At 66.2% G+C, this 14,892-nt stretch carries 10 protein-coding genes, 1 tRNA gene and 1 CRISPR repeat array; of the genes, 9 read left to right on the top strand and 2 right to left on the bottom strand.

The features are described 5' to 3' along the window. The first annotated feature begins 229 nt into the window (after positions 1-229). The 8 genes from cas3 to cas2e are packed head-to-tail and all read left to right on the top strand — an operon-like array spanning position 230 to position 9,095. On the top strand, positions 230-2,983 hold the full coding sequence (gene cas3, locus PO768_RS03380; RefSeq protein WP_272644888.1) for a CRISPR-associated helicase Cas3': 2,754 nt from the start codon (positions 230-232) through the stop codon (positions 2,981-2,983). Beyond that, positions 2,980-4,581 carry a type I-E CRISPR-associated protein Cse1/CasA gene (locus tag PO768_RS03375; protein WP_272644887.1) on the top strand — a complete coding sequence of 534 codons (1,602 nt, stop codon included), beginning with the start codon at positions 2,980-2,982 and terminating at the stop codon, positions 4,579-4,581. Before cas3 ends, PO768_RS03375 begins: the two co-directional genes overlap by 4 nt. Further along, a complete protein-coding gene (locus tag PO768_RS03370; protein WP_272644886.1) occupies positions 4,578-5,138 on the top strand; it encodes a type I-E CRISPR-associated protein Cse2/CasB in 561 nt (186 codons plus the stop codon). Before PO768_RS03375 ends, PO768_RS03370 begins: the two co-directional genes overlap by 4 nt. Before the next feature lie 31 nt (positions 5,139-5,169). Then, on the top strand, positions 5,170-6,366 hold the full coding sequence (cas7e, locus tag PO768_RS03365; RefSeq protein WP_272644885.1) for a type I-E CRISPR-associated protein Cas7/Cse4/CasC: 1,197 nt from the start codon (positions 5,170-5,172) through the stop codon (positions 6,364-6,366). A gap of 1 nt (position 6,367) precedes the next feature. After that, entirely contained in the window at positions 6,368-7,090 is a 723-nt protein-coding gene (gene cas5e / locus PO768_RS03360) for a type I-E CRISPR-associated protein Cas5/CasD (protein ID WP_272644884.1), read from the top strand. Then, a complete protein-coding gene (locus PO768_RS03355) occupies positions 7,087-7,887 on the top strand; it encodes a type I-E CRISPR-associated protein Cas6/Cse3/CasE (protein WP_272644883.1) in 801 nt (266 codons plus the stop codon). The genes cas5e and PO768_RS03355 overlap by 4 nt, the downstream gene beginning before the upstream one ends. A gap of 10 nt (positions 7,888-7,897) precedes the next feature. Continuing rightward, positions 7,898-8,812 carry a type I-E CRISPR-associated endonuclease Cas1e gene (cas1e, locus tag PO768_RS03350; RefSeq protein ID WP_272644882.1) on the top strand — a complete coding sequence of 305 codons (915 nt, stop codon included), beginning with the start codon at positions 7,898-7,900 and terminating at the stop codon, positions 8,810-8,812. After that, positions 8,784-9,095 carry a type I-E CRISPR-associated endoribonuclease Cas2e gene (gene cas2e / locus PO768_RS03345; protein WP_272644881.1) on the top strand — a complete coding sequence of 104 codons (312 nt, stop codon included), beginning with the start codon at positions 8,784-8,786 and terminating at the stop codon, positions 9,093-9,095. Before cas1e ends, cas2e begins: the two co-directional genes overlap by 29 nt. Before the next feature lie 55 nt (positions 9,096-9,150). Then, a CRISPR array of direct repeats spans positions 9,151-12,167; the repeat unit is 29 nt; unit sequence GGCTGCCCCGCGCGAGCGGGGATGGACCC. A gap of 73 nt (positions 12,168-12,240) precedes the next feature. Here cas2e and PO768_RS03340 read toward each other — a convergent pair. Together PO768_RS03340 and PO768_RS03335 are read right to left on the bottom strand one after the other, a co-directional pair. Continuing rightward, entirely contained in the window at positions 12,241-13,482 is a 1,242-nt protein-coding gene (locus tag PO768_RS03340; RefSeq protein ID WP_272644880.1) for a tyrosine-type recombinase/integrase, read from the bottom strand. Between the two features lie 214 nt (positions 13,483-13,696). Beyond that, positions 13,697-13,771: transfer RNA gene (locus PO768_RS03335), tRNA-Arg, on the bottom strand. Between the two features lie 403 nt (positions 13,772-14,174). Here PO768_RS03335 and PO768_RS03330 point away from each other — a divergent pair. Further along, entirely contained in the window at positions 14,175-14,828 is a 654-nt protein-coding gene (locus PO768_RS03330) for a PEP-CTERM sorting domain-containing protein (RefSeq protein WP_272644879.1), read from the top strand. Positions 14,829-14,892 lie beyond the last annotated feature (64 nt).

Below are 14,892 nucleotides of genomic sequence, written 5' to 3'. Positions count from 1 at the left end.
CCAATCTTCGGCATGAAATCGGCGAAAACGCGTGCTGAATTTTGCTAAAAATCAGCAACTTGGGGGCGCTAGATCCACCCCAAAAGAAGAGAAGGAATGACTGCAGGATAGGCTGGGCGCCAGCATTTGGAGTCCCGAAGCTCTGTCTGTATCGGCGGAGAGGGCACCCCCGCTCCTCGAAGCTAGTGATACTGCGCATCCGATGTGCACACGAGAATTGCCCAGCACCATGACGTTGCCTCCCGAACTGCAGCCGCCACAGCCTGTTCAAAAGCTGAGCTCGGAGTGGCCGATATGGGGCAAGTTGCAACGCAACGACGAGGGAGGCGTCTCAGCCATTCATTCGCTGATCGATCACATGCTCGACGTCGCAGCCTGTTTCATCGCCATGACGGAGTGCGAAGCAATCCGGCGCGCGCTAAACACGACCGCTGGCCGAGCACTGCAGGCGAGCGACCTGCAGCGCCTGGCCGTGCTGGTGCTACTGCACGACATCGGCAAGTGCTGCCCCGGCTTTCAGGCCAAGTACTGGCCCGAGAGCGTTGCGCGGAAATTGGGTTGGCCTGTGCACTCCGGACACGGTGCGGAGGGATGGACCCTTTTTGAATCCGACGATCCGCGTGCCCTTGTCGTCGTGCAAGGCCTGCCCTTGACCGCCATGAATGACTGGGGTGAGGCCGTCCTAACCTTGCTGCACGCCAGCATCAGCCATCACGGCAAGCCCGTGCAAGTCAAGCATAACAGCCAGGACTGGGCGCCGGTGTGGCAGGCTGGCCAGCTGATCTATGACCCGGCTGCCGCTGTGGCTCGGATCGGCCAGACTTGCCTGGATGTTTACCCGCTGGCCTTCAAGGTGGTAGACGCCGAATTGCCCGACAGCCCTGCCTTCACGCACATCTTCGCCGGCTTGGTGCAGTTGGCCGATTGGTTGGGATCTGACACTCGAGATGGTTTTTTCCCATATAGCCTGCCGGGTGAGAATCGCGCGCTGAGCGCGCCCGACCGGGCACGGTATGCGGTGCGGGTGATCGGCCTGGACGTGCTGGCCCAACGCCTGGCTGTGAACCAGCAGCCACCTAGCTTCTTCCAGGCTTTCGACCTGCCAGGCGCGCGGCCGATGCAGGCTGCCATGAGCGCAAAAGACCTTGGCCCGGTGGCCATCTTGGAAGCCGAAACCGGCAGTGGCAAGACCGAAGCCGCGCTCTGGCGCTTTCTGCACCTCTTTCAACGGGGCGAGGTGGACAGCCTCTATTTCGCTTTGCCCACCCGCGTGGCTGCTACCCAAATCCACCAGCGCGTGCGCGACTTTGCCAGCCGTGTCTGGCCTGCTGGCACACCCCTGGTGGTGCGAGCCCTGCCCGGCTATGAAGCGGCAGACGAAGCTCTGCCGCAGCGCCTGCCGGGCTATCGTGTACTGTGGTCCGACAGTCCGGGCGATGCACAGTCCGAGCGCCGCTGGGCTGTCGAATCTCCCAAGCGCTATCTGGCCGCCACCATCGCCGTGGGCACGGTGGATCAGGCTCTGTTGGCGGCCCTGCCGCTCAAGCATGCTCACCTGCGCCATGCCATGCTGGCCCGCAGCCTTTTGGTGGTAGACGAGGTCCACGCCTCGGACGCCTATATGACGGCTCTGCTGGAACAGCTGCTGCGTGCCCATGTGGCTTGCGGCGGTCAGGCCCTGCTCTTGTCCGCCACCCTGGGGGCGGTGGCGCGCAGCAAGTTTCTCAGCATCGGCACAGCCCGACGTTCAGCCGCACCGACGCTACTCGAAGCCCTGCGGCAACCCTATCCAGCCCTGAGCACCCAAGTGGGTGGATTTGCGCAAGTGCGCACCATCGAAGGCAATCCACGGCACAAGGAGGTCTCCTGGCACTTGCTTGATGAAATCGACCAGCCCGAGCGCATTGCCGCACGAGCCCTTGAAGCCGCCCAGCGTGGGGCGCGCGTGCTGGTGATACGCAATACCGTGCCTGCGGCGGTCGCCACCCTACGAGCGCTGGAAGCCCTGCTGGAAGCCCAAGACCTATCGGACGAACTGCTGTTCAAGGTGAATGGCATCGCCACTCTGCATCACAGCCGCTTCAGCCGCCAGGAGCGCCCACTGCTGGACGATCAAGTGCAGGCGCAAATGGGCAAGCAGCGCGTCTCGCCCGGCGGGCGCATTCTCATCGGCACGCAGACCCTGGAGCAAAGCCTGGACATTGATGCCGACCTGCTCATCACTGATCTGTGCCCCATGGACGTGCTATTGCAGCGCCTGGGACGGCTGCATCGCCACGCGCGTCCGTCCGCCGAGCAGCCCGGCGATGTACGCCCCATGGGCTTCGAGACGGCGCAGGCCTGGGTACTGACCCCGGCCGGGCATGACCTGACCCCTTTGCTGAAGCGCATGCAGCACGGCCTAGGGCCGCTGCGCAGCAAGGGCAAGTCCCTGGACGGGGTGTACCTGGACCTGCGCATCATCGAAGCCACCCGCCGTCTGATTGCCGCCCAGCCCAGTCGACAGATTCCGGCCGACAACCGCTTGCTGGTCGAGCAAGCCACCCACCCCGAGGGCCTCGATCTGATCAGCAAGGGGCTGGGCGAAGCCTGGCAACAGTTCGGCCAAGAGGTGGATGGCAGCACCGCTGCCAAGGCCAGTCTGGGCGGACTGCAAGCCCTTGCGTACACGCAAGGCTTCGGTGAGCATCCCTTCCCGGAGGCAGGCGAGCAGTTGGCCACCCGGCTGGGCGCTGCTGATCGGCTGCTGGTGTTTGGAGATCAAGGGCCGCCAGTCGGGCCCTTCGGCGTGCCCGTGCGGCAGCTGGCCGTGCGGCACCATCAGGTGCCACGCGGCCTGTCCCCTGATGCCGAAGCTACCGATGTAGGTCCTCTGGGCGAAGGGTCAGGCTTTGCCTTCAGTTGGGGAGATGCTCGTTTTCGCTACAGTCGTTTCGGGCTGGAGCGCTTGACAATAGCTGTAGAGGGAGGGGAGGGGCAATGACCCACACCAGCAGTCCATCGCAAGCGGGCTTGCACTATTCATTGTTGAACGAGCCGCTGATTAGCTACCGCCACGTGGCCGACAACGCCCGCATTCAAGCCAGCCTGCCCGAGCTGTTCGTGGCCATGGCAAGCGACCTGGTGCGGGACTTCCCCGCCTTGCGCGCCCACCAGCGCCACCCCTGGCACGCCTTCTTGTGCCAGCTCGCCGCCATTGCCCTGCATGCTGCAGGCCGCAAGACCGTGTTCGAGACCGCTGCCCAGTGGCGTTCAGCCCTGCTGGCCCTGACACCGGACGACCCGGACGGTGCGGCCTGGTGCCTGGTCACGCCGCCGGACCGGCCGGCCTTGCTGCAGGCGGCGGTGCCGGGGGGGAGTGTGGCGAGTTGGAAGTCGGTCTATCACGCAGCCGACGAACTCGACATACTTGTCACTTCAAAGAACCATGATCTGAAAGCTGCTCGTGCGAGTGCGGCAGACGCTCAGGACTGGTTGCTTGCACTGATCAGTCTGCAAACTCAGGAAGGCTTCTTGGGTGCGGGAAACTACGGCATCTCGCGCATGAACGGAGGCTTTGCCAGCCGGCCTGGCGTGGGTGTTGCCACAGTGGAAGGATGGGGACGGCGCTGGCTTCGAGATGTTGCAACGCTGCTTCACGCGCGGGACGACATCGCACAAGAACATGGCATGTCCACCGAGAATGGCCTGGCCCTGGTCTGGTTGCAAGCCTGGGATGGCAACAGCAGTTGCGCCTTTGGGCGACTCGATCCCCTCTACATTGAGCTGTGCCGCCGCGTGCGTTTGCAATGCCACGGCGCGGAGTTGCAGGCCTTAGGCGCCGGAACCAAGGCAGCCAGAATCGCCGCGAAAGACCTCAACGGCATGACAGGCGACGCCTGGACACCCATTGACATCGCCGAAGGCAAGGCACTCACCATCACCAGTGATGGCTTTGGCTACAAGCTGATGGCTGAACTGCTCTTTGGAGGGAAGTACAAAGCCGGTCGGGCACAGCATGTCGGTTGCGAGGGTGAAGGCACTCGGCTTGAACTCATTGCGCGCGGCGTTACGCGGGGGCAAGGCAAGACCGAGGGCTACCACGAGCGCCGCGTGCCCATCTCACCCAAGCTACGCCGCCTGCTGGGCGGTTCGCGCGACGTGGCTGCGCGCATCTCCGGCGAGCGCATCGCGGCCATTGCCGAGGTTCGCAAGCTCCTGTGGTTGTCCTTGATGACTCTGTTCAACAACGGACCCGTCGGCAAGGACGCGAGCGACAGCACCAAGAACAAAGCCAGCGACTTCGCCAAGCCTTTCGAGGCAGTCGAAGACGCGCGCTTCTTCGCCGATCTCACGGCGGAGGTCGAGGCCGACGATGCCAGCGCCGAGCGCCTGAGCTGGCTGATCGCCCTGACTGAGCGTGCGGAAAGACTGCTCCGCCACGCCTTCAACGCTGGCCCGCGCAGTGGCATGCAGCGCTACCGCGCCCAGGCCGCTGCGCTGAGCCGGTTTCACGGCGGCCTGAGATCACCCAAGAGTCCGCTGCCCTTGCTGGCACAGCACTACGCCACCCTCTCCACATCCCAGGACAACCAGGCATGAGCGAGCAAAACACTGCGGCGACTGCCGCCAAAGCAGGCCCCGATGCACCAGCTGAACCGGCCCAGCCTGGCGAGATGTTCTCCAAGCTGGCTGGCTGGATTGCTCATGCCCCGCCCGGTGACCGGGCCGCGCTGGCGCGCCTGCAAACCCAGGCACTCCAACCCCATGAGCTGGCCGCCCTCGCGCGAGGCCTGTTGCATGCGGGGCTCGAGCCCCACACCTGGCACGCCGAGACCTGGCCCCGCTGGGCCTTGATTGCGCAGGGCATGGCGCTCACCGGCCACAGCCCCGGCCGACTGGGCGAGCAACTGGCCGATGCAGGCGTGTCCGAGGCGCGCGTCACCAAATTGCTGACGGCGCGCGGTGACGCTTTTCGACAACTGCTGCCCCGCGTGCTGCGCCTGCTGGCAAGCAAGGGGGCGGCCCCGAACTGGCGAGAGCTGGGCAGCCTGGTACTGATCGAGAACGACCCAGCGCAGGTTCAAGCGGCTGAGGCACTGCGCTTGCGCATTGCCGGCCCCTATTTTTCAAAGTTGGCCCGCATCGCCGCCGCCTGAATCGACACCCAATCTCCGGAGGAACAAGATCATGATCAACCTGCCCCGCTTCATCCAGATCCACACCTTGCACACCTACCCTGGCGCGCTGCTCAACCGCGATGACGCCGGCCTGGCCAAGCGCCTGCCCTATGGCAACGCGATACGCACACGCATCTCCTCGCAGTGTTTGAAACGACATTGGCGGGTGGCTGAGGACCGATTTGCGCTGGCCGCCTTGGGTGTGCCCATGGCCGTGCGATCACGCCAGACGCTGGAACTGATCCGCAAGGAGTTGCTGGCCCAAGGTGTGGCCGAGAACTTGGCCCAGGCCTGCGCCGAGGGCCTGCGGTCGGCCGGCCTGCTAGACAAGCCCAAAGAGGCCAAGGGCAAGGAGGCGCTGGAGACCGGCCAGGCGGTGCTGCTGGGCCGTGCCGAGATCGACTACCTGGTCAAGCGCTGCGCCAATTTGGCCAGTGATTGCAGTGAGGAAAAAGACCTTAAGGCGGCAATCGCCGCTTTCCTAAAGGACGAGAAGAAGAATATCGAGGCCCTCAAGCATGGCAGTGGCCTCGAATCGGCCTTGTTCGGTCGCATGGTCACATCCGATGTGCTGGCCAACCGGGACGCGGCGGTTTATGTGGCCCATGCCTTCACTGTTCATGAAGCCCAGGTCGAGAACGACTACTTCACCGTGGTGGACGATCTGCAACGCGAGGCCGGCGAAACAGGCTCCGCCGGTATCTTCGACACCGAGCTGAGCTCGGGCCTGTATTACGGCTATGTGGTAGTGGATGTGCCCCAGCTGATCGCCAATCTGGAGGGCGAGGCAGCCGCCAATTGGGCCGCCCTGGGCGCCGACAAGCGCGAGCTCTCGGGTCGCGTAGTTCAGCACCTGCTGCACCTGATTGCCACCGTCAGCCCCGGTGCCAAGCGGGGTTCGACGGCCCCTTTTGAATGGGCCAAGTTTATGCTGGTTGAGGCCGGCGACTGGCAGCCGCGCAGCCTGGCGGGCACCTTCCAGAATGCCTTGCCGCTGACCGGGTCAGACCTTCGCGGGGCTGCCGTGCAGCGCCTGAGTGAGGAAATTGGCAAGCTCGACGACGCCTATGGCGCGCCGCTGGCCCGACGCTTTTTGGCGGTCGACGATGTGGCGGTTCCCGGTGCCTCGCGCCTGCCACTGGCGGCCCTGGGCGAGTGGGTGAAGACCGCCATCACACAGGCCGACGCGCCGCTCGAGAGCTGCTGATATGCCGCAACACCTGGCCCTGCGCCTGGCCTCCCCGCTGATCGCCTTTGGCGGCGAGACCATCGACAACCTGGGCGTCATCCAGCAGTTTCCAGCCCTGTCCATGCTTGCCGGCCTTCTGGCCAATGCTCTGGGCTGGGACCGCAGCGAGACGGCCGCCCACCAGCGCTTGCAGGATCGCCTGCGCATGGGCTGTCGCCTGGAAGCCCCCGGTTCCCGGCTGACAGACTTTCAAACCGCCCAGCTGGGTGCCAACGACCGGGGCTGGACGACCCGAGGCGAACCTGAGGAAAGACGCGGCGGCGTGGCCTCCTACAACAGCCCCCACCTGCGCTACCGCGACTACCACGCCGACCTATCCGCTCTGGTGCTGCTGCGCCTGGAGCCGGCTGAGGAGTCGCCCACCCTGGCCGAACTGGCCCAGGCGCTGGACCGGCCCCGGCGTCCGCTCTTTATCGGCCGCAAACCCTGCCTGCCCACCGGGCGGCTGGTGGCTGGGTGGGTGGAGGCAGACGATCTGGCGGGCGCGCTTCAACAATGGCCGGTGGCACCCGGCACCGATTCGGCGCAGCCGCTGCGCGTGCAGTGGCCCGACGGCGAAGGCCGCCTGCCCAAGGACAGGCGGTCCGATGTGTGCGACGAGCGCAACTGGCGCAGCGGCGTGCATGGCGGCTGGCGAGCCGTGCGCGAGGCTGAGTTGCACCTCAAGGAGGTGCAGGCATGAGCCTCCCTATCCAGCAATCCGGCAGTGCCGAGGCACCCGCGCTGCATTTGCTACGCACAAGACCTGACCCTCGTCACCTGGCGGCCTGGGCGGCTCATCACGGCCTGCTGCCGCGCAGCCAGGGCGATCTGGGCTATGCCCTGCATGGTCTGCTGGCGGCCGTGTTCGGCGAGGATGCCCCGCAACCCTTCGCTTATGACGCTGAGCAACAAGCCCTGCTGGCCTATACCTCGTTGAGCCCCGAGGCGCTGGCCCTTCATGTGGCGCTGGCAGAGGGCCCGGCGGCACAAGCACTCGGCCTGTGTGCCACGGCGGGCGATGCTGGCTACCAGCTGCGTGCTTTTCCCGGCAACTGGCCGGAGGGCCAGGTCTTGCGTTTTGAAGTGCGGGTGCGTCCCATCGTCCGCGAAGGCAAGACCGGGCGGGAGCGCGATGCCTTTCTGGCCGCTGCCGACCTAACGCCTGAGGCCGAGTTGGATCGTCAGTCGGTTTACGCGCAATGGCTCAAAGACCAGCTCGGTCCGCGCGAATCGGGGCCGCGAGAGCCCTGGCAAGGGGCGATGGAACTGCTGGAGGTGGAACTGCTGCGCTTTCAGCTGCTGGAGGTGTTGCGCCAAACCACCCGCACGAGCGCTGACGAGGGGCGCAAGCGCCGCGCGGTGGGCGGCCCCGATGCGGTGCTGCAAGGCAGGCTTCGTGTGATCGACAGCCGGGCCTTCGCTCATCTTCTTGCCCGAGGTGTCGGTCGCCACCGCGCCTTCGGCTTCGGCATGCTCTTGCTGCGCCCCGCACGCTGAGAGGCCGACGGTGCTGAAGGGACGGCTGGGCCTGGAGAAGGCGCGCATTCCGCATGCGGATCGCCACGGTCTGCTGTGGCTGGAGCGGGGCGAGCTGTGCGTGGTGGACGGTTGCCTGCATTTCGCGCGCGGTGCTGATTCGCTGACGCCCACCCTGGACCAGATTCCGCACCAGGCGGTGTCCATGATCCTGCTCGGCCCGGGCAGCAGCGTCACCCATGACGCCCTGCGGCTGCTGGCCAGGCACGGCACCTTGCTGGCCGCCGTGGGGCAAGACGGCGTGCGTTCCTATACCGCACCGCCCCTGATGCCTGACCGTTCGGATGTGGCGCGTCGCCAGGCTGAGCTGTGGGGCGCGCCGCGCCGCCGCATCAGCGTTGCGCGGCATATGTACGCCTTGCGCCTGGGCGAGATCCTGCCGCACCGTGACCTGGACACCCTGCGAGGCATTGAAGGCGCGCGGGTCAAAGCCATCTACCGCCTGATGGCCGACAAGCACGGCATCGAGTGGCGCGGCCGTCACTACGACCGCGCAAACCCCGAGGCGGCCGACCTGCCCAACCAAGCTCTCAACCACGCCGCCACCGCCGTGCAGGCCGCCGCCGCCATTGCCGTGCAGTCACTCGCCGCGCTGCCGCCGCTGGGCTTCATCCATGAAGACTCGGGTCAGTCCTTTGTGCTGGACATCGCCGATCTGTTTCGCGACAGCATCACTTTGCAGATCGCCTTCACCGCCGCCAAGCAGGCTGCGCAGTCGGATGACAGCGTGGATCGCCTCGTCAGGCGCGAAGCGGCCAAGGTTTTCCGCAAGCACCAGGTCATCAGCTCGATGATGGATCGCATCAAGCAGGTGCTGCGCATGGAAGAACATGGCAAGAGCCAGGAAGGGGCGGCCGATGGCGCTGGTGATGGTCACGACGCGTGATGTGGCCGACCGCTTTCGTGGCTTTCTGGCCTCAGTGATGCTGGAGGTGGCGCCCGGCGTCTTTGTTTCGCCCCGCATGAATCCCGGTGCTCGCGAGCGGGTCTGGGGCGTCATGCGCGACTGGCACGGCCAGGAACCGCGCGGCAGTCTTGTAATGGTCTGGCGCGACCTCAACGCCACGGGTGGTGTGGGCCTGGCCCAGCTCGGCAACCCGCCGCGCGAACTGGTCGAAGCCGACGGCATGTGGCTCACCCGCCGCAGCAAGCCCCCCAAAGCTCTTTAAAATCTCGCACGCGTTTCCCGGTTTTCTTAATCGCCCCAACAACTTACCTTGTAGAGGCTGCCCCGCGCGAGCGGGGATGGACCCCCCATCCTCCCACGGGTCTTGCTCTGGTGGGAGGCTGCCCCGCGCGAGCGGGGATGGACCCCAGCACCTGACGGAACGGGGCGGGCGTGCTGTGGCTGCCCCGCGCGAGCGGGGATGGACCCCAGCTGCCGCAGCTCGGCGAGGGTGCCGCGCTGGCTGCCCCGCGCGAGCGGGGATGGACCCTTCCCCAGGCGTTCGGCGGCGTGCGCAACGTCGGCTGCCCCGCGCGAGCGGGGATGGACCGCGCCGGGGCCGGGGCCGGCCTTCCGGCTCCACGGCTGCCCCGCGCGAGCGGGGATGGACCCTTGACGGCATACCGGCAGGCCCGCCCGGCCGAGGCTGCCCCGCGCGAGCGGGGATGGACCCACCGAGGCCGCCTGGAAGAGCGCCAACTACGCGGCTGCCCCGCGCGAGCGGGGATGGACCCTTTGCTGGGCTGGAATGGCGGCGCGGTATTCGGCTGCCCCGCGCGAGCGGGGATGGACCCTGATGTTGCGCAGCTTGGATGCCAGATCCACAGGCTGCCCCGCGCGAGCGGGGATGGACCCATGGGCGAGATCGCCGATGTGGTGCATCTGCTGGCTGCCCCGCGCGAGCGGGGATGGACCCAAGCGTTCCAAGGAGCAAGAGTCATGAAGGAAGGCTGCCCCGCGCGAGCGGGGATGGACCCCTGGGCGAGATCGCCGATGTGGTGCATCTGCTGGCTGCCCCGCGCGAGCGGGGATGGACCCAAGCGTTCCAAGGAGCAAGAGTCATGAAGGAAGGCTGCCCCGCGCGAGCGGGGATGGACCCCAATAGGCCTCGGGTTGCTTGGCGTCTATCGCGGCTGCCCCGCGCGAGCGGGGATGGACCCTGCCAAAGCCGCCCAAGCCGGTGACGGTCAAAGGCTGCCCCGCGCGAGCGGGGATGGACCCCTGCCCCGGAATTCTGAGACATGGCCAGAAAAGGCTGCCCCGCGCGAGCGGGGATGGACCCTCTCGGCGGTAACGATCGCCATGAACGGCGATGGCTGCCCCGCGCGAGCGGGGATGGACCCTTGAAGGGATAGAACAGCTCGCACTTGCAGGCGGCTGCCCCGCGCGAGCGGGGATGGACCCTTCACCCGCATAGTCTTGACGTTCGCGCTGCAGGCTGCCCCGCGCGAGCGGGGATGGACCCTGCAGGGCATTGATGACGGCACGATTCCCAATGGCTGCCCCGCGCGAGCGGGGATGGACCCCCAGGTGATGCCGTCCAGTGTGGTGTTGCTGAGGCTGCCCCGCGCGAGCGGGGATGGACCCATCACGCAGTCGAGCCTGCAGTGCCCCGAACCGGCTGCCCCGCGCGAGCGGGGATGGACCGTCGACACCGAAGATCTCTTGCGCGGCGCGCGTGGCTGCCCCGCGCGAGCGGGGATGGACCCCCAGGTGATGCCGTCCAGTGTGGTGTTGCGGAGGCTGCCCCGCGCGAGCGGGGATGGACCCAACACGCAGTCCAGCCTGCAGAGCCCCGACCCGGCTGCCCCGCGCGAGCGGGGATGGACCCTGGAAGCGCCGCATGGTCCACGCACAGGCCATGGCTGCCCCGCGCGAGCGGGGATGGACCCGAGTTCGCCACAAACGCGCAAGACGTTATCGCGGCTGCCCCGCGCGAGCGGGGATGGACCCGAAGGTGCCGCCGCAGGCAAGAGCCAGGCCGAGGCTGCCCCGCGCGAGCGGGGATGGACCCATGTCTCGCTTCACCGCCGCAGCGCTGCGCTTGGCTGCCCCGCGCGAGCGGGGATGGACCCGTCGACATAGTCGCTGCTGATGATGCGGGTGAGGCTGCCCCGCGCGAGCGGGGATGGACCCCCGACGTGGGTCGAGTGGCTGATGGGGTGGCCGGCTGCCCCGCGCGAGCGGGGATGGACCCATGAGCCTTCGTCATCTAGAGCGCCTGGTGGCGGCTGCCCCGCGCGAGCGGGGATGGACCCCACTGCGAGGGCCTGCGACATGGCTGAAGGATGGCTGCCCCGCGCGAGCGGGGATGGACCCTAAACGGCAGCACAAGGGAGCGGCCGCCCACTGGCTGCCCCGCGCGAGCGGGGATGGACCCTGTTCATAAGGATTGAATCATGGCAGCACGCAGGCTGCCCCGCGCGAGCGGGGATGGACCCGTCAAATCCGGCCAGGGTGCTTTGCTGGGTGTGGCTGCCCCGCGCGAGCGGGGATGGACCCCTCGAATCCATCGCTGCGGCTCGCGCAAACAAGGCTGCCCCGCGCGAGCGGGGATGGACCCTAACCACGGGGGCTCAATCATCGCGACCTCCTGGCTGCCCCGCGCGAGCGGGGATGGACCATCACACATCCACCTACTACCGCACGCTGGAGTGGCTGCCCCGCGCGAGCGGGGATGGACCCGTTTACTGGCGCACTCGCGCCATGGGCAAGCTGGCTGCCCCGCGCGAGCGGGGATGGACCCGAGGCGACGCAGCGCGACTCGCTCTGCATGTAGGCTGCCCCGCGCGAGCGGGGATGGACCCCACTGGCACCAAGCCCGGATCGCGCTGGTGAAGGCTGCCCCGCGCGAGCGGGGATGGACCCGGGATGCCGGTGAAAACCACCAGGCGCGCACCGGCTGCCCCGCGCGAGCGGGGATGGACCCATCCGAGAAAGCACCGCCCTGATGAGCGTCAAGGCTGCCCCGCGCGAGCGGGGATGGACCCTGTCACAGTTCACGAGCACAAGGCGCCGACAGGGCTGCCCCGCGCGAGCGGGGATGGACCGTACACGCTGGAGGTCCACACGGGCGCCGTCTTGGCTGCCCCGCGCGAGCGGGGATGGACCCTGCGGCAGCACGGCCTGGTTGTGCAGGCCAACGGCTGCCCCGCGCGAGCGGGGATGGACCCGTGGCGGCCTATGTGGCGCCCGAGCTGGAGTTGGCTGCCCCGCGCGAGCGGGGACGGACCCACCAGCAGCTCGCCGGCCAGGCTGTTCTGCCGTGCTGCCCCGTGCGAGCGGGGATGGATCGACGATGCCTTCGGAGGGCTGCTGGGGCGTGCGTCTTGGCTTTGACTCGGATTGGTCGGCCTGAAATGCATAGATCAGGCCGCCCTGAAGTCGATCACCTTCGCCCCGATGTGCAACTGGTCCAGGTAGTCCGCCCAAGTCTGCATCAACGACTTGCGCTTGGTCATGTACTCGGCGCGGTCATAGGCCGATCCCAGCGGCCCGGACTTGCCATGCGCCAGCTGCGCTTCGATCACGTCGGGGTCGATGCCGGCGATGTTCTCCACCATGATGGTGCGGGCCAGGGCCCGGAAGCCGTGTGCGGTCATCTCGTCCTTGCTGTAGCCCATGCCGCGCAGCGCGGCATTCACGGTGTTTTCGCTCATGGGTTTGTTGCCGGTGCGCAGGCTCTGGAACACATAGCGGCCGTGGCCGGTCAGAGGCTGGATCTCGCGCAGTGCGGCCACTGCTTGGGTGGCCAGCGGTACCAGATGTGGCCGGCCGTTGAGCTTGCCGGCCTTGGCGCGTTTCATGGCCTCAGAGGGGATGGTGATCATGGCGCCGTCAAGGTCGATCCAGGCCCACTCCAGCGAGCGAATGTTGCCGGGGCGCTGGAACAGCAGTGCCGATAGCAGCAGTGCCACCTTGGTGGTGGGTTGCCCTTGGTAGCTGGCCAAGGCCCGCATCAGCTCGCCGGCCTTGGCCGGGGTCAGCACGGCGGCCATGTGCTTGACGGTGTGGGTCTTGAAGGCGCCGACCAGATCGCGGGCTGGATTGTTCTCACATTTGCCGGTGTGGATGCCGTAGGTGAAAACTTGCCCGGCGAACTCGCGCAAGTCGCGCACAAGCTGGGTAGCGCCGCGTGCCTCGACCCGGCGCAGGGTGTCCAGAAGGACGGGTGCGGTGATGTCGCGCAGGGGCAGGGTGCCTATCCACGGAAACAGATCCTTTTCGCAGCAACGCAGGAACTGCGCGGCGTGGACCTTGCTCCATTCCGCGACCTTCTTCTCGTGGTACTCCTCGGTCACGGCCTTGAAGGTGATGGCCGAGGACACCCGATTGGCGATGATTTCGGCCCGGCGGGCCTGGACGGGGTTGACGCCGGTTCGCCGGACCTTGCGTGCATCGTCCCTGGCGTTTCGTGCGGCCTTCAGCGTCACCTCGGGATAGCTGCCGAGCGCCAGCCGGGATTCCTTTCCGTCGGGGTAGAACTTCCAGAACCAGCGCTTCGCGCCAGCTTGTGAGACTTCCAGATAGAGGCCGCCGCTGTCGGCCAGTCGGCGGCGCTTCAGCTCGGGAGGGCAGGTGGCGTTGCGGCAGTCAGCATCGGTCAGCATGGCAAGCTCCTGGGGCAGCGTGGCAAGCTGGGAGCAAAACCGGGGAACACTTACCCCGGTTTGTCCCGAAATTGCGATTTGTTCCCCGGTATGTTCCCCGGTTGAGGGTGGGTTGTAAAGAGACCCTGTGAACCGCAATGGCATGAAAAAAGCCTCTAAGTGATTGATTCACATAGAGGCTTGATCGCTTGCGGGACGCTCAGAAACGCCCTCTTGGTCCCTCCGGCGGGAATCGAACCCACATTTGCCGCTTAGGAGGCGGCCGTTCTATCCATTGAACTACGGAGAGGGAATGCTGACTTGCCGCGCGCATTCTATAGGTGAGCGTCAGTATCCCTAGCAACGCCGCCGTTCAAGATTTCGGTGCAACAAACTGCCTGCGCCGGTTCAAAACGCAGCTCGGACGTCGTACTGCAATGGTGCAAGCCTCCCGATTGTCGATCTTGACGCGGTGATGACGGGCCTGACGCACGGCGATGGCCGGGTGGAGATGATCGCCATGTTGCAGCCGCGTTCCGTTGCCACGCCGATCCTGCTGGCCTGAATCCCCTCCCGCCAGTGCGTATGCGTCGGCGTTCGGTCGCCATTCATGGTGTTGTGGAGCGCGCTGATTTGACAAAAGAATCGCATTGCCTGTGCTTGCGGCCTTGGTGGCTTCAATGTGTAAGCGGGCAATAACTGAGGATGCATCCATGCAAATCGGCACTCAAATCGTCAGCCTTGCTGCTGGCTGGGCCCTGGCTGCTGCTGCTACGGCCTCTACGGGCCAACTCGACACTTTTTCCGCCAGCAAATTCAACATCTTTGCAGGCGAGACGGTGGACTTCAGCGCCTCCTTCAGCATCGGCACAGACAGCTATTCCAATGGCGGTAGCAACACCACAGAGCCGCCGCCGGTGGAGGGGTACCAGGTCTGGGAAGTGAACTGGTATCAGACGTGGTCTGAGTCCGTCGCAGACGTCCAGCTTCAAGCCGCCGGAGCGTCTTTCGGCGGCGTGCCTGCCAGCTCTGGGAGCTGGTCCTTCTCATCGACGTTCGCCGATCCGGGAACCTACGTCGTTCAGTTGACGGGCGGCTGGACTACCCGTACGGACCACTACATCAGCACGGAGACGGCATCACGCAATTGCTACAACTTGGATCCCGAGGGAGGTGGAGGGCTTCAATGCGACTCTTGGCAATGGAGCTACTACGACAACACATATTCCTCGGATATCTCCAGCCAGTTCAGCCCGCTTTCGTTGACGATCGAGGTGGCGGCGCCGGTGCCTGAGCCGGCTACTGCGGCCATGCTGGCCTTGGGGCTGGTGGTACTAGCTTTCCGTGCTCGCAGTCAGGGCGGCTGACGCCGCCTGTTCGGCATCCAGGCCTGCAAGCGCAGGCCTTTTCAGTTCCGATTCCCATCCCTGC

It is taken from the genome of Paucibacter sp. XJ19-41 (assembly GCF_028462495.1).
In the GTDB taxonomy this organism is placed as follows: Bacteria; Pseudomonadota; Gammaproteobacteria; order Burkholderiales; family Burkholderiaceae_C; genus Roseateles_E.
The sequence above is the reverse complement of the archived record's forward strand: the minus strand, read 5'-3'. Positions and strand labels throughout refer to the sequence as shown.